Genomic DNA, 21,064 nt, shown 5'->3' with positions numbered 1-21,064 from the left:
TAATTCACACCACTTCTTCTACTAAAATTTCAACGGTATTTTGATTATCAATATTTTCCGATTCTCTTTGTTGTAATTGTTCCTCTAACCAAGTTAGCCCTTCATCTATGTACTTTGGTACCTTAAGGTCTTTCAGTTCTTCTAAATAGATTAACTGGAGAGCAAATTCGGCTTTTTTCCCAGTTCTTAGATCGTCAAAAAATTGTTTTCCTAGGTCAGTAATTGTCTTTTGTTCAAAAATCGCATTTTTAAACTTTTTTAGTAAACCCGTTCCCTTAAGATTTTTAAAAAGTGATAAATTTTCAAAAACTAATGCATCTTCAAAAGTATACGGAAGGGCTTCTACCTCTGGACCATCAGGAACCATTAATATTTTAATTGGATATTGATAAGCAACTTTTATTGCAAAGCGATCTTGCTTGTATCGTTTTATTTTTTCTTCAAAATTTAAATCAAATAAATCGTCAATCTTCGTTTTGCAAGGTACCCAGGATTTCAATGTATCATTCACAGAAATATAATTTTTATTTCGAAGAGGAGGCATAGCTGAGTTATTTATAGGCTCTGCTGAATCCAAATCAGTTATTATTAAACTCGTCAGACCCAGTCTCTCAATTAATGGTCTTAAAGTATGGGCATGACTCCCCCCAATTTCCAGTAAAGATATATATTTTTGATTCAATACTTGAAAATGTTTACGAATAAAATGCGGTATTAACATACGCTCAGCAGGTCCCTCCACTATTATGACCGCATCTGCAAAGAGCAAATCAAAATGAACTATTTGTAGGTATCTAGTTACAAAGCGTTCTGTCTCCTTTTCCTTTCCAAATACATTTGAAAGATTAACTACAGTAGATATAGGGACTTCATTGTTTAGCGTTGATGGTTGTTTACGAAAATAACGTAAACTTGAAAAGGGCATTTCATGAGCAATGTGGCCTGAATGTGTGCTTACAATTAGTTGGGTCTTAAAGAACTCATTTCCTAAACGTTCATGGTTACATAAAACATCATATACATGACGAATAAAAACTTGCTGAACTTGAATATGAAGATGTGCTTCCGGTTCCTCCACTAATACTATATGCAATGGTGGTATTGAAAAATCATCTTTGTTGCTTGGGACGATCTTAGATAATTTCCCTACCTTCATCCATTCATCTCTAAATTGCATCATTTTAAAAATAATAGATATTAAATTTTGATACCCCAGTCCATTGTACTGCTCAGGAAGTCTTAAATGTTCGTTAAATTGCCTATTTTCCGGCATTAAATCAAATTGTACGGCAGAACTATGGTTAAGCCCATCAATTGGTTTAAATTTAGTTGAAATGGTTATTCTAGGATCGGAAAAACCTGGATATCCTAAACTCTGGAGTTCAAACAGTGCATTTTCAAATCCTTTATGTAGTTTGGAATCAAAGATGTCTTGAGCAGATTCAATAGCTTGTAGAGCGTCAATATCTGTTGGATCTGGTGATTCAGTTGGATTCAAATGCAAATTATAATACTTTCGCAGTTGTGTTGAAAGATTTCCCACTATTCCATTTGTAGATTCATCGTTTTCATTTGTATTAGTAGGATCAGAAAATCCTCGTTGTGCACCAATATAGTGCACTAAAAAAAGTTTCTTAAATGGGTCTTCATCTATGTAATCACTATCATAGGGTAAAGTTTGAGGTTGAGCTAATCCATTATTTGGGTCAGGAGTTGATAGTTTCTCTGGATCAAGTATGTATGCTCTAACTGTAAAATGGGAATGGAACTTTTTGTTTAAATAATCTTTAAGATTTCTTGGCCACAACGATAACGAATTCGTTGACTTTAATGCAGAAAGCGTTTCTTTAGCAGAATTAACCGAATCAATAAAATCCTTATACATATACTCAATATCTTTGGGTTCTAGTCTCAATCTAACTCCAATTAATCCCCCTTTCCAATTCAAGGATGGAATTAAATGAGTTACATAATGAACTTCATTTTCTGTTACTTTTATCCACACATCCATAGTAGGTACGAGCTTTTCCAAGTCCTCTTTAAGAAAATTTAGTATTTCTTCACTATTATTCATCCACTTTTCTCCAATTTTATTAATACCAATCCAATTAGATAATGTGAAATCATTAATTGTAAATTTATTTTTTTTATCAAGAAATTTTATTAGTGCATCCATAGCAGAAGTTTTCCCACTATTGTTAGCTCCAACAAATATTGTAGTTTTATCTGTAAGTTCTACTTGACAAGATTTCAATTTTCTATAGTTTTGTATTTCTACGCATTCAACGTGCATTTTTGGAACACCTCCATATTTATTTTTATAAATAATACTATATTGTTAAAATTCGACAACTATTTTATTTATTCCTGTCTTCAACAAAACCTTTTCGACTATTTCTTTACACCTACATTTGTCAATGTATTTAAAAGTGTTGAATGTACAAGAGCCGCGACAAATACAGCGCGGCTCTAATCATATTTGACTCACTCAGATATGTTTGTTACGTAGCTATCTATAACAAACCGTTAATTCTAATCGATTCCCTTCCCGATCATACACAATCCGCTCCACCAGCTTCTTCAACGTCCGATTCTTCTCTTCACTCGTCACCGCGACACTCCATAACTCCCTAAACTCACCTATCCGCTCATATATCTGCTCCACAGTAGGATAATTCCCTTCATCTACTACAACCTTCCGCAAATCCTTCAACTCTTCCTCCAGCTTCTGTATCTGCCTAGACAGGATAGCTCTACGCTCCAAAAATACTTGTTTCGTTATCATGTCCTCTTCATACGATTCATGCAGCTTGTCCAAAGCCCGCTTCTGCTTCTTCAACTCCTGCTCTTTGACCGCGATAATGACCTGTGTATCATTGTACCTACTTCCATGCAATTCAATCTCCCGTAAAATGTTTGGATCTACATGGATAATCCGATCATACAAAGCATTGAAAAAATCAGCATCCATTACCTTGCCACGCTGTTCACATTTGCTGCCATCTTTGTACTGGTGATAGCACAATGCACTCCAGTGCTGTCCCTGCTTCTTGTTCTCTCCCACCCGGAACCTCATCCGTGAACCGCATTTTTCACAATAAAGCAAGCCTGACAAAGGAAACATGTTACGTCTTGAATTGGGATTCAACATGCGATTCTTAAGCAGCCGCTCCATAATCACTTCATGTTCTTCCGGCGTTTTCAGCTTTTCATGAGTTTCCATGACTTTAACTCGCTCTTCTTCGGGAACCAATTCCACCAGTCCACGTTTGGAACGGGTTTTACCATAAGTGATGTAACCCAAATGGATTTCGCTTGCCAGCAACCGTTGAACCGTAATATTTGACCAACCCTTGTTCTTTCCATCAAGCTTAATGTTATATGGTGTCGGTATCTTGTTATCCGTCAGCCAAATGGCGATATGTCCCAAGTTTGTTCCATTAAGATATCTCTCTACAATCGCTCGGTAAATCGGACGCTTTGTTTCATCCACCAGTACCGACCTTGTATTCTTATCGTAGTAGTAAGGAAACGGCGGCTTTCCGTTTGTCTACATACCTTTCTTCTCCCCGGCCTCTTTGCCTTGCTTCATTCTTCGCTTAATCGTTTTGTATTCTATTCGGGCAAAAATAGACATGAAATCAAACATTACATCGTAATTGTCTATTTCCAAATCGTATATCTTGTTTGGTGTGATAATGACTGTTTCTGAGTTTAAGAATGTATCTTTAATGAGTGCCCAATCCTTATTTTCTCCACGCCCTAAACGGTCAATATCCATGACCACTACGCCATCATAAAGCTGGTCTTCAACATGCCGAAGTAACTTCTGCATTTCTTTTCGGGATTCGATCTTTTCCCCAGAGGCCACTTCTTCGTATAGCCTATAGGTCCAATTTCGATTCTCTACCAAGGCCATAAGGGTATCCCTATGCTTCGAGAGAACGTCTTCAAACTCACCATCGTCCCGTGATTTTCTTAAATAAACAGCTACGTGCTTAATTGTTTTACTTTCCAAAGTTTCTCTACTCCAAACGTGTTAATATTTTGCCGCCTTCCAAATAGAATGTTGAGCATTTTTTATGAAACATCTTCGAATATAACAACTGTAAAATTTTGGAGGCGTAATCATAAAGAAATGTGAATATGTAATCAAAGAAGTTAATCAGCCATCCGGCAAAGCGTTGCGGCAATTTCATGAGCATGTAACCGAAATATTGAGCAAAACTGTCCGAGCTGAGGCCGAGATAGACATACCTCTCCCCAAAGTGCATCATTCTACGCAAGAGAGTCAGAAAAATTAAAAAAATAAAAACAAGCCGGAGCACATGACCCATCCATGCTCCGACTTGTTCTATTTCAGATTATTTTGAATGAATTCCCGTTCCGACTTCTTCAGATACCTTAGTGAATTCTCGAAGGAATACAGGTACATGGAACGAAGCATCCTCAACTTTTTAACCGAGCCATCCGCGATCACTTGCTTAATGGCCGGAATCATTTGGCTGTTCGTTACTCCGAATTTTCCCGGCTTTACAATATCTTCAATGGTAAGTGGCCGCTCTTCTTTGCAATCATTTAGTTCTGGCTGCAACTCTTGTGTATTTGCTTCATTTAATATTGTTTCCTGCTGTGACGTATCTTCTTGCTAATGTTTGCTAACCCCTTGTTCAGGGACGATCTCCTGTTCTTCTTGAATAATCGACTTTTCCTCTAAATTCTCATTAGCAACCTCAGCTGGACTCAGTAAATGTGGTTTTGGCTCGCTATCCAAGTCCCAAGGTCGTTGTTTCATAGTTGAGATACATGCTATTTTGTTTGGAGTTGATGACAAAATATTTGATATTATTCTTATAAACGACTATCAAATTGAACGAATGTCTTTGGTCCCAAACATATCCCATTTAGATAAAATTTTTAATGTGAATGCAATAAAGCTGAGAAGAAATTATAATTCTGCTGCTATAGATGATTTTCTTATTGTAGCTTGTGTAACTAAAAAGCTCCAAATTGATCTTTCACCCCAACATCCTAATGACACTATTGAAGCGCTTCATCAATTAATTTCAAATGAGTTAATTATTTTGGATAGTCAAATTAGAGGAATACGACTATTAACAGAGCACGCCATTCGATTAAAAGAATTTGTCTATAATATCTATTCAAAGACATCAGACAATACTATAACATTATATTTGCAAGAAAAAACACCAATTCAAGAGGCTTATTCCCGTTCAATTAACTCTTCTCTAACAAATGAAGATAAAGAGTATATTAATGAAACTTTAGCCACAGTTAAATTGCCATTTATAGATCAGCATTTAGATCACTGTCACTTACTTTATGACTTGTCATTTCATGAGCTTACATATTCAAATGCTCTCTTGTTATTAATAACATGCTTAGAAATGTTATTCTTGAAAAAGGTGGTTCAAAAAAAGTAGAATTATCTAAACGCTGTGCTATCTTCATTAGTCGAGATCAACAAGAACATTTAATAATATTTTCCGAACTTAAAAATCTGTACAAAAAAAAGATCGGATTTCGTTCATGAAGGGAAATTAAACGTACATGAAAAAGATATAATTTACCTTCGTAATTGTGTTAGAAAGTCCATTTTAAAATATTTAGGATGCGCTAAAAATAAACAAACTATACTTAGAGAATTAATGAACGAAATTAAGTCATGTGATTATTTCCCTGTGTAATTAGCATGTCAACTTATGAGTTGTTGGGTCATTTATCTATTTTACAAATTGCATTCCTAAGTTTTGAATTTTTCTAATTGACATCCATTATCCTAATTATCACTTAAAATGGAGGGCACCTTGCTAACTAAAAATCTGCTGCACTATTATTTAGAATGCCTAAAGTATGAGAGTTATTTTTCAATTGAGCTTAAACAGAATGAGCTATCTCTTTCTCAGATTAATCCAGAGGAATTAGATAAAGCACTTGAATACTATGAAAAGATCAGCAAGCATTTAAAAGATGATCATACCCTAATGTTCGGCTACCCGTTATTGCGAAAAGGACAAGGTGAAAAAGCTACATATTTGCCATTGTTTTTATGGAGTAATTCGACCTTTTTATCGGATTGTAATTTATTTAAAGTAGATCATCTCGGATTTCATCAAGAATTAATTAAACCTATCACTGATAAAAGTTCTATTGATACCATACATAAGCTAAGGAACAATTTGCTGCATCCCCTAAATCCTTCTTGGAAGATGAGCAGAATCTGCAAAAGCTGTTGGACTATACTGAATACGATATGAACAATATTATTAAAATTACGTAATTGTCCAAGCAGCTAATAAAAGTGCAAGCAACTACCTTATTGTTAATGAAATACAAGTAATACTAGAAGGTAAATATTGATTGAAAATCACAGAAAATAATTAAAAGTAACAATTGATTTACGCAAACATTCCATCAATGACAAGTCGAATAACCGACGGATAGAATTTCGGCTTGTTCTCAGCCTGCACCTTAGTAAAAGCATCCTCTCCCCATGGATACCAATCCACGGGGTTGTGGCCGTGTTGGAGCAGATAGGATGACTTTTCGTTTATTCGTCTATTGGGTTCTTTGTGGTTCGTCATGGGGCATCCCCTCGCTTCGGCTAATTTTGGTAAAGTACATATAGGGGTAGTTTACCTAAAAAGGTGAAGGAGAGCATAAGGTAAGAGCAAAATCTCCCTGCTGAGTGACTATCTTTAAGACCAGCGGTAATTTATCTGCTGACTTCTCCTACTTTCACCAAGTATCCGCCACGAGTTAAGTAATAGTTTGAATATCCGCACCTCAATTTTATTGCACAGTCTTATGTAAATCTGTATGCTGAATTGCTTATAAAATAAATATAATTACGATCATAATATATGAATATCGGATATTCTTTTTTAACAATATGTATACAATGCCATATAGAATGGACATCAAGAAAGCATAAACACCTGTTAGAGTTCCTTGGAGCAAAATGTGTATGAGTCCCCATGTGAGCGCAAGAAAAATCCCTCCATAAGGTAGACTGCCTCTTTTTATGAGTGTTTCACCGAATTTTTGTCCAAAAGCAATCGTAAGCAGAATCAAAGCAGCTTCAAACAAGTAATAAATATTTTGAAAAATGTATTTAACGATACCATTGTATTCTTGAACTGGCTTAAAGCCACCCCATACAATAGTAGTAACTGTAATTGCTATAACTGAAGTCACAACCGCAAGAAACCATCTCTTGGAGTCTGGCATTTCGTTTAACTTCATAATATCAAAGAAGTATTTTTTCTTTGACAGCCTTATCAAAAACAGTGCCATACTCCCCCACAAAATGCATGTAAGCACCCAGTGTATACATTGATGGATGAGAGTATATTCAGAACTTCCAACACCGAATATAAAAGGCAAAAGCATTGACAGTACAACTTCAAGACCGAATCCTGCAAAAGCATACAAACCTAATGCAAGATAATCGCTTGCTCCAATTTTCTTTTCTCCCATAAGAGCTGAACCCTCCATCTAACATAAATTTTCCATTCTTTTTATAATACTCCGAGATAGTCGATAAAAGTTTTTCCTTCCGTTGTAGAAGGTTCGACATCAGCTTTTTTGCTCCTCCTTTTCTGTCCCCATTTCTTTACTAAATATCAGAATAAATTTACTATGAAATGGAAGAATACTACAATTTGAATTCTAAACTTTCCGAACAAAAAAAGCTCCCGCCAATTCCATTGGCAGAAGCAATTATACTAATTGATTTACACGAACATCCCATCAATGAGAGCGACTTCAAACGGTATGGCGTGGTGTCGCAATTAGCTTGACAATCCAACATAAGTAAAATCAAAAACAAAAACGATATCACTGACGTTTTGAAGGCAACCTAAACTCATAAAACATTCAAGTATCTTAAATGCTTAAGTTATTTATTATTCCATGATCTTCCGAATAGTTCATTCCCGTTAGGAGAAAGTTCTAGCACCTTTGTTTCCATTACTATTTTTTGACTCTCTACTGTATATGCTTTTTTCTTATCAAATGAAATAAATATTTGCTTCTCTGATTGAAGGTACTTCTTCAATATTTTTTCTACTGCTACATCGGCAATTTGTTTTAAGACTACAGAATCATGAATTAGTATTGGCAATACCGTTAGTTCCAGTACACCAATTACTTCTCACCAACAACACACAGCACTCCACATGCCTTATATCCCTATACTGTCATTGGATTGAATTCATTAACTCGTAGAAATATTTAGGTTCATGAGTTTTATTAAGATGATACCAAGCGTCTAATGTTTTTGGAGAAAATACATCTAGCGCTTTTATAACTTGAACAGAAAATTCTAATGGAGCTACTCCGGATGCGGTGATCAATTTCCCATCGGTGACAGCAGATTCCACTTTGTAATATTCTTCGCCCGTGTAAGAATGGCAAATCATTTTAAGGTAGGCCAAATCATTGCTTGTGTGCCAACGTGAATCTAACAATCCTGCTTGAGCAAGTCCTAAGGTAGCACCGCAAATTGCTCCAACTACTATCCCTTCCTTTAAACACATCTCGGCAATTTTTAATATGGGCACGTGAATAGCTTCTGTCCATGTATTTCCACCAGGTAAAATCAGTGCATCTACGCTTTTAATGCTGCACTCATCCACTTTAATGTCAGGTATTATTTTCAATCCGCCCATTGTAGTTACTGGAGTCTTTTCTATCCCAACGGTGACTATTTTTGCTGGAGCCAGCCCCTGTCTGAAGTGTCTTCCAGAGTTCAGTTCGGCGGCTAAATAACCTATTTCCCAATCGGACATGGTATCAAACACATAAAGATATACTGTATTATTCATTTCTAAGTGCTCCTCATCAAGTTCATTAGGTAACAGCAACCATTCATCTTTAATGAGTGGTTATCATTATAATAAAACAACTTCACTGACAACTGCTGTCAGTGAAGTTGTTAAACTTGATAATATTCCATTAACTCTGAGGCAACCGCGGCAAGTTTATTCTTTAGATTCTGTGGCTCTATAACTTGAATGGATTTCCCATAGGGAAGAATTATATACGGAACATGTGTGTACAGTGATTCTTCCTCAAGTAAAAAAATGGCTTGTGTTGATGTCTGCTCCTGCAAATGATGCTCCAAAACCAATGTATGCATAAATCATCCAACGCCTCTCCAATTAACCACGCCATAGGGGTCTATTACCCTATTTGGGGACTGCTCTTCATGACTGTTACGATAAGAAATTTCTACAAATTTGGGTATTGTATTGCTTAGGGATAGTTTACCAAAAATGGTAGTGGATTAATATGTAACGATTTAGCTCTTACAAAACCGCGTAAACAAAGGCTTTTTACGCCCCGTTATGGGGCGGGTAGGGCTTTATACCATTTGCCGCTCTAAAAACGCATGCAAGGGCGGTACGGACGGCGAAAACAGCACCATTCGAGCATAAAAATAAGGACAAAGCTTAATAGCCTTGTCCTATAGGGGAAGCGTATCTAATCCGGTTAATCACGGCGTTGTACCGCATTAGTCCTGCTTTGTGCTTTGTGGTTTGCTTATTGGACATGATTCAAATTACAGCTTCAACCACAAAGCGGGACGGACACCGCCCGTACATTTGCCATCACTGAGGTTGCCTTTCAATATATTGTTGCCTTGGATACCTATATTACCGTCACCGTGGATGTACACGGCTTTTACATTAACGCGGCCGGGCGACCGGAGCCACCACCACCAAATATTCCCTTTATTAACCTCAAGTCTAGCTATTCGCTTACAATTGTTCTCGTCTTTTCTTTCAAACCAATATCTTTGATTTCTTCCCCGGTTATGCAGTTTTGAACTGCTATCACCGAAATATTGGCACACTACTTCCTCAATGCTTAATAAAAATACGCTGTCTTGCGTATCTGCCCCGCCTTTTGAACCATACCACGGATTGTCGGGATTTTTATTTATTACCGGAATTATTCTTGATTTATCAGTTGCGTTGAATTTGTCAAAAAATTCACCATTAAGATATTTTCTTAACGCGCAGTCGGCCCATGTTATCTCTTTATAAGCATCATGGTAAGAGCGGTGTTCTATAATATTTTCGGTTATAATCAATGCCGTATCGTTTTGTTTGTCAAGCACACGCCAATTATAACCGCCGAATGATAAGGATGAGTCGATTTTAACATCTTCCATCTTATTCTTATCCCTTCTCCTTGATCGGAAACAATAAATCCAGCTGTAAATCTTCCATTTTACCGCCTTTTTGTACAAAATTATAAAAATTCAACGTTTCTTCAAATCCTTGCCCCGCAACTGTTTCCGCTGATATCCAGCGTGGGGAATCCCAGTCATTATCATATTTATCGCTTGCGTTAACCCATTCTTTTAATAAACGCCAATCCTCGAAATCCCAGGCCCTCAACACATGTGCGGCATATAACCCGCCGTCGAAAGTTCGTTTTACTAAAGGCGCGGATATCTCTATGTCGTCGGGAATGGATACCCACGCCTCATATACCTGCGAAGGTTCTCCGAGTACTGCTGCCCCCTTGGAGCAATCAAAACCAAAACTCCGGGCGTCGGGTTTGATTTTTAGCAATCCGCTTTCGTTTACAAATTGCGTTATCATATCACCCGCCTTACCTTCGCAGCCTTCTCCCGTTGCGTAAGCGGCAGCCACGGTCATGGGCGGAAGGTAAACAATCCGTACATCTTTGTCCGCCAGTTTGTTTAGATTTTCATTTGCCTTGTTTAATTCTTCCATTGACTTTTCCTCCTTGAAGTTGATTTTAGAGACAGTCAATGAATCCACAACCTCCAGTAAACTTGCGTCGTCAGGTAGCGCAAATTTCGCACCTCCGAGATTTAAATATTCGACAAAGGCTTTGATGACACTGCGAATGGTGGAGAGCGCGGTGATTTCGTCCTCAATATCCGCAAGGTTACGCTCAAAGGCTTCGATTGCAACGCGCGCTTCCGCGCTCTGCAGAACCTCGGCAATCTGCTTGAGCGGGATCCGCAGTTTACGCAGAACGATAATCTGACGCAGACGCGTGATGGTTTCGGCATCGTATGCGCGGTATGCGGAATCTTCCTTTTTCGCAGAAGTAATCAATCCGATTTGCTCGTAATACCTAAGTGTTCGGGTTGAGATTGCAAAGTGCTTTGACACTTGACCGATGGTTTGCAGTTCGATGACTATCCCTCCTTCGGAGTCTAAATATACAGGTTAACGTGACGTTAAAGTCAAGGGAGAATGAGCATATAAAAACGTGGAAGCTTTATCTGGCAAGAATGGATAGAAAAAAATGAATTTTTTTATTATTTTATTCCATAACAGTTCTTTGAATTTTAAATATCCAACATGACTACCTTCAGTATAGAATTTTAGATACTCACTTAAATAAAATGGGTTTGTAATTAATTCTGAAAACTTATAATCGTCAGGAAGATCGAAGTTATAAGTATTTGCTAAGTATCCTAGTTCATCCTGACTCAATTTACTGGCATAGATTCTAGAGGGTCTAAGTTGAAAATGGTCAATAAAATGAATATCAAGATCAATTGAGTATCGGCTTCTTGCAGTAAAAGCTACCTTCCATCCTAAATCTTTCCTATAATACCACAAAACCAGCCCTTAAGGCTGGTTTGAGAATCACGCTTATGGCTACTTCAAGCTAATCTTGACTTTGCGCTCCATGGAATAGTCCACGGTAAATCTTAAATTTCCTCGTCATCCCACTTCAGTTCTTGTACGCGATTACGTCCCGATAACAGCTTGATTCCGCCCCCGATTAGAATAACCGAGACCAGGATCGGACGTAAGTACTCCCGGATCATGTATCTGAGCTGGAGGTAAGGGAACCATCTGTCCAGCGCCGGAACAATGAATTCCATACTCACATAATAGACCCCCAACAGCACCAGGACTATTCCGAGCCAATGTTGACTGCTGCCGTTGTTCCTGCTCTTGATCAGCGGGATATCCTCCATCGGGAGGATGCCGTACCTGCTTGTCTGCTGAAGCCCGTCAAAGAAGCTGTAAAACCAGATGACCGGCACGAGAAATAAAAATAGTGATAATCTAAGCACGTCGATGACATAAAAGCTTCCTAGAAACAGCACCATCAGTTGCAGGCCGCGTTTTTGCATGCCCAAATACATTTGTCCGGCTCCCGGAAAAGCCGAAAGCAGCGTGGCCAGCACCTTGCTGCGCCGTCCCTCGATGCGTCCCGATTCCCATTCATCCAACAGGGAGCGGTCCTCTATAATTTCTCCGGCTTGCTTGCGGTGAATCAGTTGGACGGCATCAAACATGCAGTACAACCAAATGATCGGGAGCAGTGCCAGGAAGAGCAGGAACACGGTTTCGTGCGTAATGCCGGTGACGAAGAACATCATGGTAATCAATCCGAAGAACATGATCAGGAAAGATAGTCCGCGCTGCATGAGTCCCATTTGGAAATGACCGAGACCCGGTATGAACGAGAGCAGGATCGTAAAGAACCGTTCGGTTTCGGCGTCGCCTCGCCGGCGCCCGCCTTGAGGGTCATAGGGCGATCTTTCCTGCGCCGCGGGCTCGCGAAGCATTACAATAAGAAGATCAAGCATGGATATGCCCCATAGAATCAATTCGGCGATACCGACCGCCAAAAAGAACTCGCCGGCATCTGCGGCCATTGCCACCAGAAAACCCCCGAACAAGCCGCCGAAAAAGAAGATCGGATAAAAGATGCCCCTTGCTTTCCGGCCCCAATAGAAGTGTCCCAGCCCCGGGATAAAGTTCAAAATAAATGCCAGCATTCTGCTGCGGTAATAGGTCAATTTCATTCATCCTTTCAAATTGCGTTTAAGGGTTGTTGGAGGGCTTGATCTTCTCCATCCATTGCGTTGCCCGTTTCATGAGCCGATCGCTTAGCGGGGCATCCGCTGACTGACGCTGGACGGCTGCATTGGCCCCGGCAGACAGCAGGTCGAATACTCCTCCGCCAAGTAACAGGAGTGTTATGGACGCGGCGATTACATAGTGAAGCAAAGGATTCTGCCAACGCCTGCGGCGACGCTTGTCGATACGATTGCGGGCATGAGCCGGAAGCGCGGATAGCACGCTGTCAGCGAAACGTTCTTCATCAAGCAACGCCGGAAGCTCGTCCTGAGTCGCCATAAATTCCTTGATATAGACTTGAAACATGGTATCATCGTCCTGCAGCAACTGGTCCAGCTTATCACTTCGTTCCGGGTTCAGTTCGCCGAGGATGTACTTCCTCCACATCTCTTCAGTTTTGTTGTCCGCATCTTTCATCTCCACTCCTCCTCCTTCCAATGCTCGCGAATCCAGGCTCTGGCCCGATAAAGTTTCGATTCCACGGTTTTTACTGTTTGCTCCAAGTCACTCGCAATTTGCTCATAACTTTTGCCTTCCAGATAAAAGGCCGTAACCACATGCCGGTGCCCCGGCGGAAGCTGGGATATTTTTGTATGGAGCTCGCTTCTTCGTTCGTCGTTCATCATTTCCTTAAGCAGATCGCCCTCTACGGCAGGCAGCTTTTCAGCCACATCGACGGGATCCCACTGTTCCTCACGCCGCCGGTCTCTGCGCCGTTTGAAATCAATCGCTTTGTTGATTGCAATCCTCGTTAACCACGACTTCACGCCTTGAGAACGGTACGCGGGGAGAGATTTATAAACTTGAAGGAAAGTTTCCTGCGCGGCATCCTCCGCCTCTTTCTCATCATGAAGAACGGAATAAGCGGCGCGGAAAACGAAATTTCCGTATTGTTTAACGAATTCGCGAAAAGCGGCTCGGTCGCCCTGCTTCATTTTTTCGATCAAAGACTCCTCGCCGATGACTCTCCCCTCCTTCCAATAGAATAGACGATGCCAAAGAGGCTTGTCCCTGCAAAAATCAAAATATATTTTCAGCTCAAGCGCCGATAGCTTTCTAATGTCATAATATCTAACACATAAATTCAATAATTTTAATCAATGTTTACTTAAAAATCTAGTAATTTAATGATTCATTGAGCTAAATTGCAATTTAAGCGCTTCCTTGCATACATATTTGATTTGTTAATTAACCTCACATCAATTTATAATCCTTACAAGTTAGCAAATTTTATGTTAGTTAACATTACATATAGCTAACTCAAATTACATCACGGAGGTTGGACCAATGAACAAATGGAAATCACAAAGTCTCAAAATGTTTCTTGCTGCAGGCCTGGCATTTACCACAGTACTGCCGAACATCCCGCTATCCCGGGCTTCAGCGGCCGAAACCACAGTCAGCGGCACTGTGGCCGAAGCTGCAAAGGTGTTGCCAAAAGTCCAGGTCATAGCGACAGGCGGGACGCTGGCGGGTAAATCAACAGATGAAACCAGCTTCACTACCTATAAGGCCGGCACGCTGTTGATCGAGGATATGGTTAAGTCCTTACCGAATAAAGAAAAAATTGCGGAAGTAAGTACGTATCAGTTCGGAAACTCCGGCTCCAGCGCATATTCCATTCAGCAATTATACGAATTATCGCTAAAAGTGGATGAAGCGCTGAAAACCCAGGACGGCGTCGTAGTGACCAGCGGCACCGATACGATGGAAGAAATCGCTTATTTCCTTGATTTGACGGTACGGAGCCCCAAACCGGTTGTCGTCACCGGCTCCATGCGTCCTTGGACCGTTATCGGGACCGACGCCCCGGCAAACCTTTACAACGCTATCAAACTAGCGGCCAGCGGCAAAACCAAGTATTTTGGCACCGTACTGATGCTGAACGATGAATTCCATGCGGCTCGCGAAGTCACCAAGACTAATTCATACCGCACCGATACTTTCGTCACTCCTGAAGTAGGAGCGCTCGGCTATATCGACGAAAACAACATCCGGGTTTACCGTGCTCCGTTCCGGGCTTTAAAACCTGCAAGTGAATGGGCCACCCCCTTTGATCTTACCAAAATCACCAAAAATGATCTCGCCAAAGTGGAAATCGCCTATTCTTATCAGGATGCCGGCCCAGGTGCCATTAGCGGCTTTGTAGCGAACGGCGCCAAAGGAGTCGTAACCGCGGGAACCGGTGCGGGCGGGATCTCGAAAGCGATGAGCGAAGAGCGTGCCAAAGCTATTGAACAAGGCGTTATTTTTGTAACTACTACGCGTACGGGTTCGGGCAGCAACTATTCCGGCGGAAAAGGCGTAATCGCCGGAGATAACCTGAATGCGGCTCATGCAAGGATCATGCTGCTGCTCAGCCTGTCCTTCTCGAAAGACTTCGCCACGATCCAGGATTGGTTTACGACTTACGGGTACGGACAAATTGAACTCCCCGCGAAATAAGCCCTTTTGATTCGCTCCGTATTCACGGGGAAGCTCCTTCCTATGAATAGAACGAAGCAAGAACGGGAAAAGACCGTGATCACCGCAACTTTTGTACTTGCCGCGCTGCTGTCCGGTATTCCTCAAAGGGAAGGTTCCCGCCTTCCCAGCGGCAGCCATGGCAGTCCAACCAAAGGGCGGCGAATCTCCGTATCCTCCGCAACGGATCAACCTCCGAGGCATTCTTTATGAACACAACAAAACCATTCCCATGAGACATACGAATCATGGGAATGGTTTTATTCAAACTTAAAAACGATTCAGACGTACTCTCAGAAAATTGTAAATCTCCTCGGCGATATTCACGTTACAGCAGGACTCGATTCCTTCAAATCCAGGAGAAGAATTAGCCTCGCAAATTTTGTAATGGTCTCCGTCAAACAGCAAATCGATCCCCGCAATATCTAGGTTCAATAGACGGGATGTCTCCAGTGCCAGCCATTCCATTTCCGGATTGATTTCATACGGTTCCACGGTGCCTCCGCGCGAATAATTCGCTTTAAAGCTGTCGTTGCCGGAATTACGCTTCATCGCGGCGACCGCGCGGCCCCCGATCGTTAGCACTCTTAGATCCGTACCCCGGCTGGACTCCACGAATTCCTGCAAAATCATCGTAGCATTTTCCTTATAAGCGTTGATCATCTCCAGAAGATCGATGAATTTTGATTTGGTCTCCGCCAGAAACACTCCGCTGCCCTGGGAGCCGGAGATCGTCTTTACTACCACAGGAAATCCGAGATGCTTTTCCACCAGATTGACATCCACCTTGGAGCGGATCAACATTGTTTTGGGAACGGGCAAGTTGTGCTCCGCCAAAATTTGCTGTGTATACAATTTGTCCTTAACCGTGTCGATGCTTTGGGAGGAATTGAAGGTTCGCACGCCAAGCCGCTCCAGATGACGAATCAGGGCAAGTCCAAAGTAATTGGTGCCGGCCCCCATCCTCGGCAGTACGAAATCGGGAAGCTGCAGCACCTCTCCGTCAACCATCACGCTTTTGCGGTCATCCCGCGTAACGATGAGTTCGAATTGTTCCGGAGCGAGCACCCGAATATCGATTTCCTGCCGCACCGCTTCATCCACCAGGCGTCTGATTTCAAACGTCTCGGGCTTTACATCTTGGGGTAAATGCTTGTAGATAATCCAGCCTATCACGGTCAAGCCCCCTTCACAGAATGCTAGATTTACACATTTTTAACATATCATATCTGTGAATGTTATATATGATATTATTGTTTCTTTCATGTAAAAAAAGTGCATCCAAGCTGTTGTCAGTCCTGTGCAACATTTTAGCGCGTATGCCGGTCGAATCAGTGTATCGGTTGATTTTATCCAACGAAGACCGCCGATCGAGTTTTATAAGCAAAAAGACCTCCGATTACCTCGGAGGTCTTTAAAGGATATGTTACTTCAAATCGCTTGCGATTGACTCATCGCCCGCCGTTACGGAAACGCTGCGTATAAGCCTTGGCTTCTTCCGCCGTCTTCACGCGGTTACGGCTCCATTCCAGCAAAATGCGGTCGATATAGCGAAAATGTACTTTTCCGGCGAATACCGCTTCCTTTAACGCGAGCAAAATCAATTCCTCAGGGTAACCGTCCTGGTCCACCCAGCCGGAAATCGTTTCACATTCCATCGGAGATAGCGGACGGGCGAACTCTTTCTCAAAGATAACGAAGAGATTTCGCTCTTGATCGCCGCGCAGTTGCCCGGAGGATTCCTTCGCCAACTTCTGCTCTTGGATAACGGCGGAACGCTCCTCCGCCAGATGCTGGCCAAGCTTGACGTACATCCCGGACAGATTATAGAACTCCGCATGAACACCGGTTGACTCCTCTTCGACTTCGTCGATGCTGAGCCAGCCCTCCTTCATCAAGCGCTGGATAACCGCAGCCAACTCGCCGGGACCGCTTCCCATCCGTCGCTCCAGTTGATCTATGGTTGGAAAATCATTGCGCTCGACCTGCTGAAACGCAAGCAATTGAAGGAGCAACATGGCCTCCATATCGGTCAATCGGAGACTACGATAGTGAGCCAACAGCGCATAGGGTACGTTCACCATACCCGACTCCAGCCCATAGGAAATCCCTTTGGCCCATACTTTCCAGCTTTCGGTCATACGATTAACTACTCACCTTTCTTATGGATACAGGCGGTACAGCGTACGCGGGAACGGTATCGTCTCCCGTACATGGTCCAGTCCGCAGATCCACGCCACCGTCCGTTCCAATCCCAGGCCGAAGCCGGAATGAGGAACCGAACCGTATTTCCGCAAATCCATGTACCATTGATAGGTATCCATGGACAGGTTATGTTCGTTGAAACGGGCTTCCATCAGTTCCGGATCATCAATCCGCTGCGAGCCGCCGATAATTTCGCCGTAGCCTTCCGGTGCGATCATATCCGCACACAGCACCACTTCCGGACGATTAGGATCCGGCTTCATGTAGAAGGCTTTGATGCCGGCCGGATAGTGGGTAATAAACACCGGCTTGTCATAGCGTTCCGCAATTGCCGTTTCATGCGGCGCACCAAAGTCTTCTCCCCAAGGAATATCGAAATCCTGGCTGTTCAGGAATTCGATCGCTTCGTCGTATGTGATGCGCGGGAATGGAGCCTTGATATTCTCCAATTTGGAAACATCGCGGCCTACCGCTTCCAGCTCGGTACGGCAATTGGCAAGCACTGACTGAACGACATGGGCGATGAATTGTTCTTGAACCTTCAAGCTTTCTTCATGATCCGTAAAGGCCATCTCCGGCTCGATCATCCAGAATTCGATCAAGTGACGGCGTGTTTTCGATTTCTCGGCACGGAACGTCGGACCGAAGGAATAGACTTTACCGAGAGCCATTGCCGCAGCTTCCATATATAGCTGACCGCTTTGCGTCAAATAGGCGTCTTCTTCGAAATATTTCGTGTGGAACAGGTTCGTTGTGCCCTCGGCGGAAGTCGGTGTCAAAATCGGCGGGTCCACCAGAGTGAAGCCGTTTTGATCAAAGAAGTCCTGAATCGCAGAAATAATTTGAGCCCGAATGACCATGATCGCCCGCTGTTTGGAAGAACGGAGCCACAAATGGCGGTGGTCCATCAAAAAGTCGACGCCATGTTCCTTGGGCGTAATAGGATAATTTTCGGTCAAATGGAGGATTTCGAGATCCGTCACGGTCATTTCATAGCCCGATTGACTGCGTGGTTCCTCGCGAATCACGCCTGTCACATACATCGAAGATTCCTGAGTCAAGCTCTTGGCGTTGTTCCAGGTGTCTTCGGATACTTCGCTTTTGACGACAACCGCCTGAATATAGCCGGTTCCGTCCCGTAGCTGGAGGAACTGGATTTTCCCGCTGGAACGTTTGTTGTTCAGCCAGCTTCCGATAACGACGGTTTCCCCGACGTGTTCGTTTACTTGACGTATCACTGTTTTGATCGCCATGTTTCTATCTCTCCTCTAAAGTTACCTAAGATAAGATCATCTTACTTCGCTAGATTACTTCTTTTCCTGGGCGATCCGCAACGTATCCCGGGCAATGACAAGCTCTTCGTTTGTCGGAACAACCAAGACCTCCACCTTGGAGTTAGGCGTTGAAATTCTACGCGGGTCACCCGAACGGATTTTGTTCAAATCTTTATCGATTTCGACGCCCAGATAAGTCAGGTTTTCGCAAACCTTCTCGCGTACGATCGCCGAGTTCTCACCCACGCCTGCCGTGAAAACAATGACGTCCACGCCGTTCATCGCCGCAGCGTAGGAGCCGATGTATTTGCGAAGGCGGTACTCGTACATTTCAAACGCCAGGGTCGCATTCGGTTCGCCCGCTTCCATACCGTCGGTCACATCGCGCATATCGCTGCTCGAGCCCGAAATGGCCAGAAGTCCGCTATGCTTATTCAGCATGGAATTCACTTCGTTAAGCGTAAGTTCTTCCTTGTTCATGACAAAAGGAACTACGGCAGGATCCAGGTCACCGCTTCGCGTGCCCATGATCAAGCCTTCCAGCGGCGTCATCCCCATGGAAGTATCGACGGATACACCGTCCATGACTGCCGTCAAGCTGGCGCCGTTTCCGATATGGCAAGTGATGATTTTCAAATCTTCGATCGGACGGCCCAAATATTCGGCAGCAGTCTTGCTCACGTATTCATGCGATGTTCCGTGGAAGCCGTAACGACGAACCTTGTGTTTTTTATACAGTACCTTAGGTATAGCATACAAATATGCTTTTTCAGGCATGGTCTGATGGAACGCGGTATCGAACACGACGGTTTGCGGTACGTTCGGCAGGTTCGCCTCGGCAGCCTGAATCCCCATCATGCACGCCGGGTTATGCAATGGCGCCAGATCGAACAAGCGGCGGATTTCGGATTTCACTTCGCCGGTAATCAAAGCCGAACCTTTAAATGCTTCGCCCCCGTGAACGACCCGGTGCCCTACGGCATCGATCTCATCGATCGTTTCCAGGACCCCGTGCTCCTTGTCAACCAGTTTCTCAAGCACTTTACGAATCGCCGTCGTATGTTCCAGAATGTCGCTGACTTCCGTTACTTCCTCTTTGCCTGTCGGTTTATGCGTCAAAATGGAGGAGTCCAGGCCGATCCGCTCCACCAGGCCTTTAGCCAATACGGATTCGTCGGTCATATCGTACAGCTGATATTTAAGGGAAGAGCTTCCCGCATTAATAACTAAAATTTTCATATCCGGTCACCATCCTTGTCGTATTTGAAAAATCCTTCGCCCGTCTTCACCCCAAGGGAACCCGCGCGAACCATTTTTTTCAATACATAAGAAGGTCGGTATTTCAATTCGCCGAATTCACGGAACATGCGCTCCAGCGCTGCCAGAACGGAGTCCAAACCGAAGCGGTCGGCCATTTCGAGCGGGCCGTATTGGAACTGATAGCCGATGCGCATCGCATCGTCGATGTCTTCGGCGGTAGCCACGCCCTCGCCAAGCACGTGCAGCGCTTCGTTGATCATGAGGCAAATGATCCGGGATGTCACGAATCCCGGGGATTCGTAAACCATGATCCCGCGTTTATCGACAACTTCTTCCACAAAATGCTTTGTTTCTTCAAAGGTGTCGTTCGAGGTTTTCAACCCGCGGATAATTTCCACCAGATTGATTTTGGCAACCGGATAAATAAAATGCATGCCGATTACGCGTTCCGGATACATCGTCGATCCGGCGATTTCGGTCAAGCTGAGCGTCGAAGTGTTGCTCGCCAGAATAATGTTGCTCGGACACACCTGATCCAGCTGTTTAAATACTTCTTTTTTCGCATTCAAATCCTCCGAAATGGTCTCAATCACCATGTCGCAGGTTCCGAGTTCGGCAAAATGAATCACTTTATGAATTTTGGATAAGATCAGTTTCTTCTCCGCCTTGGTAATCGCCCATTTCTCAAGCTGCTTGTCCAGACTTGTTTCTATCATGCTGTATGCATAGTTCAATTTTTCGGTTGTTTCTTCTACGAGTAGCACATCGAGTCCCTTGGCCGCCAGCATTTCGCTAATGCCTTGCCCCATCGTGCCGCCACCAATGACGCCTATTCTTTTGAAGTTCATGGTTCTCTCGCTCCATCCTTTCATGGTCTCTCCATAATATTGTACCCCTGATGTCGAATAATACATCAATTTATACCCAACATATAATAATATCTTAGCACGAGCAAAAAGTAAAAAAAAA

The 21,064-nt window shown here is 42.8% G+C and carries 20 protein-coding genes and 2 pseudogenes; 4 read left to right on the top strand and 18 right to left on the bottom strand.

Annotated features, from left to right (window positions below; genetic code table 11):
• Positions 1-4: 4 nt before the first annotated feature.
• From DFP94_RS04580 to DFP94_RS04570, 3 genes are all read right to left on the bottom strand, one after another.
• On the bottom strand, positions 5-2,293 hold the full coding sequence (locus DFP94_RS04580; RefSeq protein ID WP_114495224.1) for an AAA family ATPase: 2,289 nt from the start codon (positions 2,291-2,293) through the stop codon (positions 5-7).
• A gap of 216 nt (positions 2,294-2,509) precedes the next feature.
• Positions 2,510-3,493 carry a recombinase family protein gene (locus tag DFP94_RS04575; protein WP_114495223.1) on the bottom strand — a complete coding sequence of 328 codons (984 nt, stop codon included), beginning with the start codon at positions 3,491-3,493 and terminating at the stop codon, positions 2,510-2,512.
• A gap of 57 nt (positions 3,494-3,550) precedes the next feature.
• Entirely contained in the window at positions 3,551-4,018 is a 468-nt protein-coding gene (locus DFP94_RS04570) for a recombinase family protein (RefSeq protein WP_114495222.1), read from the bottom strand.
• Between the two features lie 796 nt (positions 4,019-4,814).
• Here DFP94_RS04570 and DFP94_RS04555 point away from each other — a divergent pair.
• Together DFP94_RS04555 and DFP94_RS04550 are read left to right on the top strand one after the other, a co-directional pair.
• Positions 4,815-5,444: a hypothetical protein gene (locus DFP94_RS04555; protein WP_114495219.1), complete on the top strand. Its 630-nt coding sequence runs from the start codon at positions 4,815-4,817 to the stop codon at positions 5,442-5,444.
• Between the two features lie 384 nt (positions 5,445-5,828).
• On the top strand, positions 5,829-6,278 hold the full coding sequence (locus tag DFP94_RS04550; protein WP_114495218.1) for a hypothetical protein: 450 nt from the start codon (positions 5,829-5,831) through the stop codon (positions 6,276-6,278).
• A 160-nt stretch (positions 6,279-6,438) separates the two neighbouring features.
• On the opposite strand, the pseudogene DFP94_RS04545 reads toward DFP94_RS04550, so the two are convergent.
• The 10 genes and pseudogenes from DFP94_RS04545 to DFP94_RS04500 all read right to left on the bottom strand — a co-directional run.
• Positions 6,439-6,605, bottom strand: a pseudogene (locus tag DFP94_RS04545) (DUF255 domain-containing protein); the annotation flags it as partial.
• A gap of 247 nt (positions 6,606-6,852) precedes the next feature.
• Positions 6,853-7,500 carry a hypothetical protein gene (locus tag DFP94_RS04540; RefSeq protein WP_114495217.1) on the bottom strand — a complete coding sequence of 216 codons (648 nt, stop codon included), beginning with the start codon at positions 7,498-7,500 and terminating at the stop codon, positions 6,853-6,855.
• Positions 7,501-7,921: 421 nt separating this feature from the next.
• A complete protein-coding gene (locus DFP94_RS26450; RefSeq protein ID WP_181873021.1) occupies positions 7,922-8,146 on the bottom strand; it encodes a DUF2326 domain-containing protein in 225 nt (74 codons plus the stop codon).
• Between the two features lie 76 nt (positions 8,147-8,222).
• Entirely contained in the window at positions 8,223-8,849 is a 627-nt protein-coding gene (locus DFP94_RS04530; RefSeq protein WP_114495215.1) for a type 1 glutamine amidotransferase family protein, read from the bottom strand.
• 110 nt (positions 8,850-8,959) lie between these two features.
• Positions 8,960-9,259 (bottom strand): annotated as a pseudogene (locus tag DFP94_RS26365) (DNA-binding transcriptional regulator); the annotation flags it as partial.
• Between the two features lie 327 nt (positions 9,260-9,586).
• Positions 9,587-10,201: a DUF6273 domain-containing protein gene (locus tag DFP94_RS04520; RefSeq protein WP_114495214.1), complete on the bottom strand. Its 615-nt coding sequence runs from the start codon at positions 10,199-10,201 to the stop codon at positions 9,587-9,589.
• A 7-nt stretch (positions 10,202-10,208) separates the two neighbouring features.
• Positions 10,209-11,180 (bottom strand): MerR family transcriptional regulator, encoded by a 972-nt coding sequence (locus tag DFP94_RS04515; RefSeq protein WP_245954474.1) that lies wholly within the window; start codon positions 11,178-11,180, stop codon positions 10,209-10,211.
• A 548-nt stretch (positions 11,181-11,728) separates the two neighbouring features.
• Positions 11,729-12,838, bottom strand: coding sequence for a hypothetical protein (locus DFP94_RS04510; protein WP_425459226.1), 1,110 nt, complete (start codon positions 12,836-12,838; stop codon positions 11,729-11,731).
• 19 nt (positions 12,839-12,857) lie between these two features.
• On the bottom strand, positions 12,858-13,310 hold the full coding sequence (locus DFP94_RS04505; RefSeq protein ID WP_114495211.1) for a hypothetical protein: 453 nt from the start codon (positions 13,308-13,310) through the stop codon (positions 12,858-12,860).
• Positions 13,307-13,840: an RNA polymerase sigma factor gene (locus DFP94_RS04500; protein WP_245954472.1), complete on the bottom strand. Its 534-nt coding sequence runs from the start codon at positions 13,838-13,840 to the stop codon at positions 13,307-13,309. The genes DFP94_RS04505 and DFP94_RS04500 overlap by 4 nt, the downstream gene beginning before the upstream one ends.
• Positions 13,841-14,180: 340 nt before the next feature.
• On the opposite strand from DFP94_RS04500, the gene DFP94_RS04495 reads away from it, so the two are divergent.
• Both DFP94_RS04495 and DFP94_RS04490 read left to right on the top strand, forming a co-directional pair.
• The gene (locus DFP94_RS04495) at positions 14,181-15,338 is read left to right on the top strand and encodes an asparaginase (protein WP_114495210.1); all 1,158 of its coding nucleotides are present in this window, start codon (positions 14,181-14,183) and stop codon (positions 15,336-15,338) included.
• Positions 15,339-15,380: 42 nt separating this feature from the next.
• Positions 15,381-15,569 (top strand): hypothetical protein, encoded by a 189-nt coding sequence (locus DFP94_RS04490; protein WP_114495209.1) that lies wholly within the window; start codon positions 15,381-15,383, stop codon positions 15,567-15,569.
• A gap of 57 nt (positions 15,570-15,626) precedes the next feature.
• Here the strand turns inward: DFP94_RS04490 and DFP94_RS04485 are convergent, their stop codons facing one another.
• The 5 genes from DFP94_RS04485 to DFP94_RS04465 form a co-directional block, all read right to left on the bottom strand.
• Positions 15,627-16,532, bottom strand: a complete 906-nt coding sequence (locus DFP94_RS04485; protein WP_114495208.1) for an ATP-grasp domain-containing protein — start codon at positions 16,530-16,532, stop codon at positions 15,627-15,629.
• A gap of 275 nt (positions 16,533-16,807) precedes the next feature.
• Positions 16,808-17,497 carry a DnaD domain-containing protein gene (locus DFP94_RS04480; RefSeq protein WP_114495207.1) on the bottom strand — a complete coding sequence of 230 codons (690 nt, stop codon included), beginning with the start codon at positions 17,495-17,497 and terminating at the stop codon, positions 16,808-16,810.
• 21 nt (positions 17,498-17,518) lie between these two features.
• Positions 17,519-18,814, bottom strand: a complete 1,296-nt coding sequence (gene asnS / locus DFP94_RS04475) for an asparagine--tRNA ligase (RefSeq protein ID WP_114495206.1) — start codon at positions 18,812-18,814, stop codon at positions 17,519-17,521.
• A gap of 54 nt (positions 18,815-18,868) precedes the next feature.
• Positions 18,869-20,074: an acetate/propionate family kinase gene (locus DFP94_RS04470; protein WP_114495205.1), complete on the bottom strand. Its 1,206-nt coding sequence runs from the start codon at positions 20,072-20,074 to the stop codon at positions 18,869-18,871.
• A complete protein-coding gene (locus tag DFP94_RS04465) occupies positions 20,071-20,943 on the bottom strand; it encodes a 3-hydroxyacyl-CoA dehydrogenase family protein (RefSeq protein WP_114495778.1) in 873 nt (290 codons plus the stop codon). Before DFP94_RS04465 ends, DFP94_RS04470 begins: the two co-directional genes overlap by 4 nt.
• Positions 20,944-21,064 lie beyond the last annotated feature (121 nt).

It is taken from the genome of Fontibacillus phaseoli, assembly GCF_003337355.1.
Taxonomy (GTDB): Bacteria; Bacillota; Bacilli; order Paenibacillales; family Paenibacillaceae; genus Fontibacillus; species Fontibacillus phaseoli.
The sequence above is the reverse complement of the archived record's forward strand: the minus strand, read 5'-3'. Positions and strand labels throughout refer to the sequence as shown.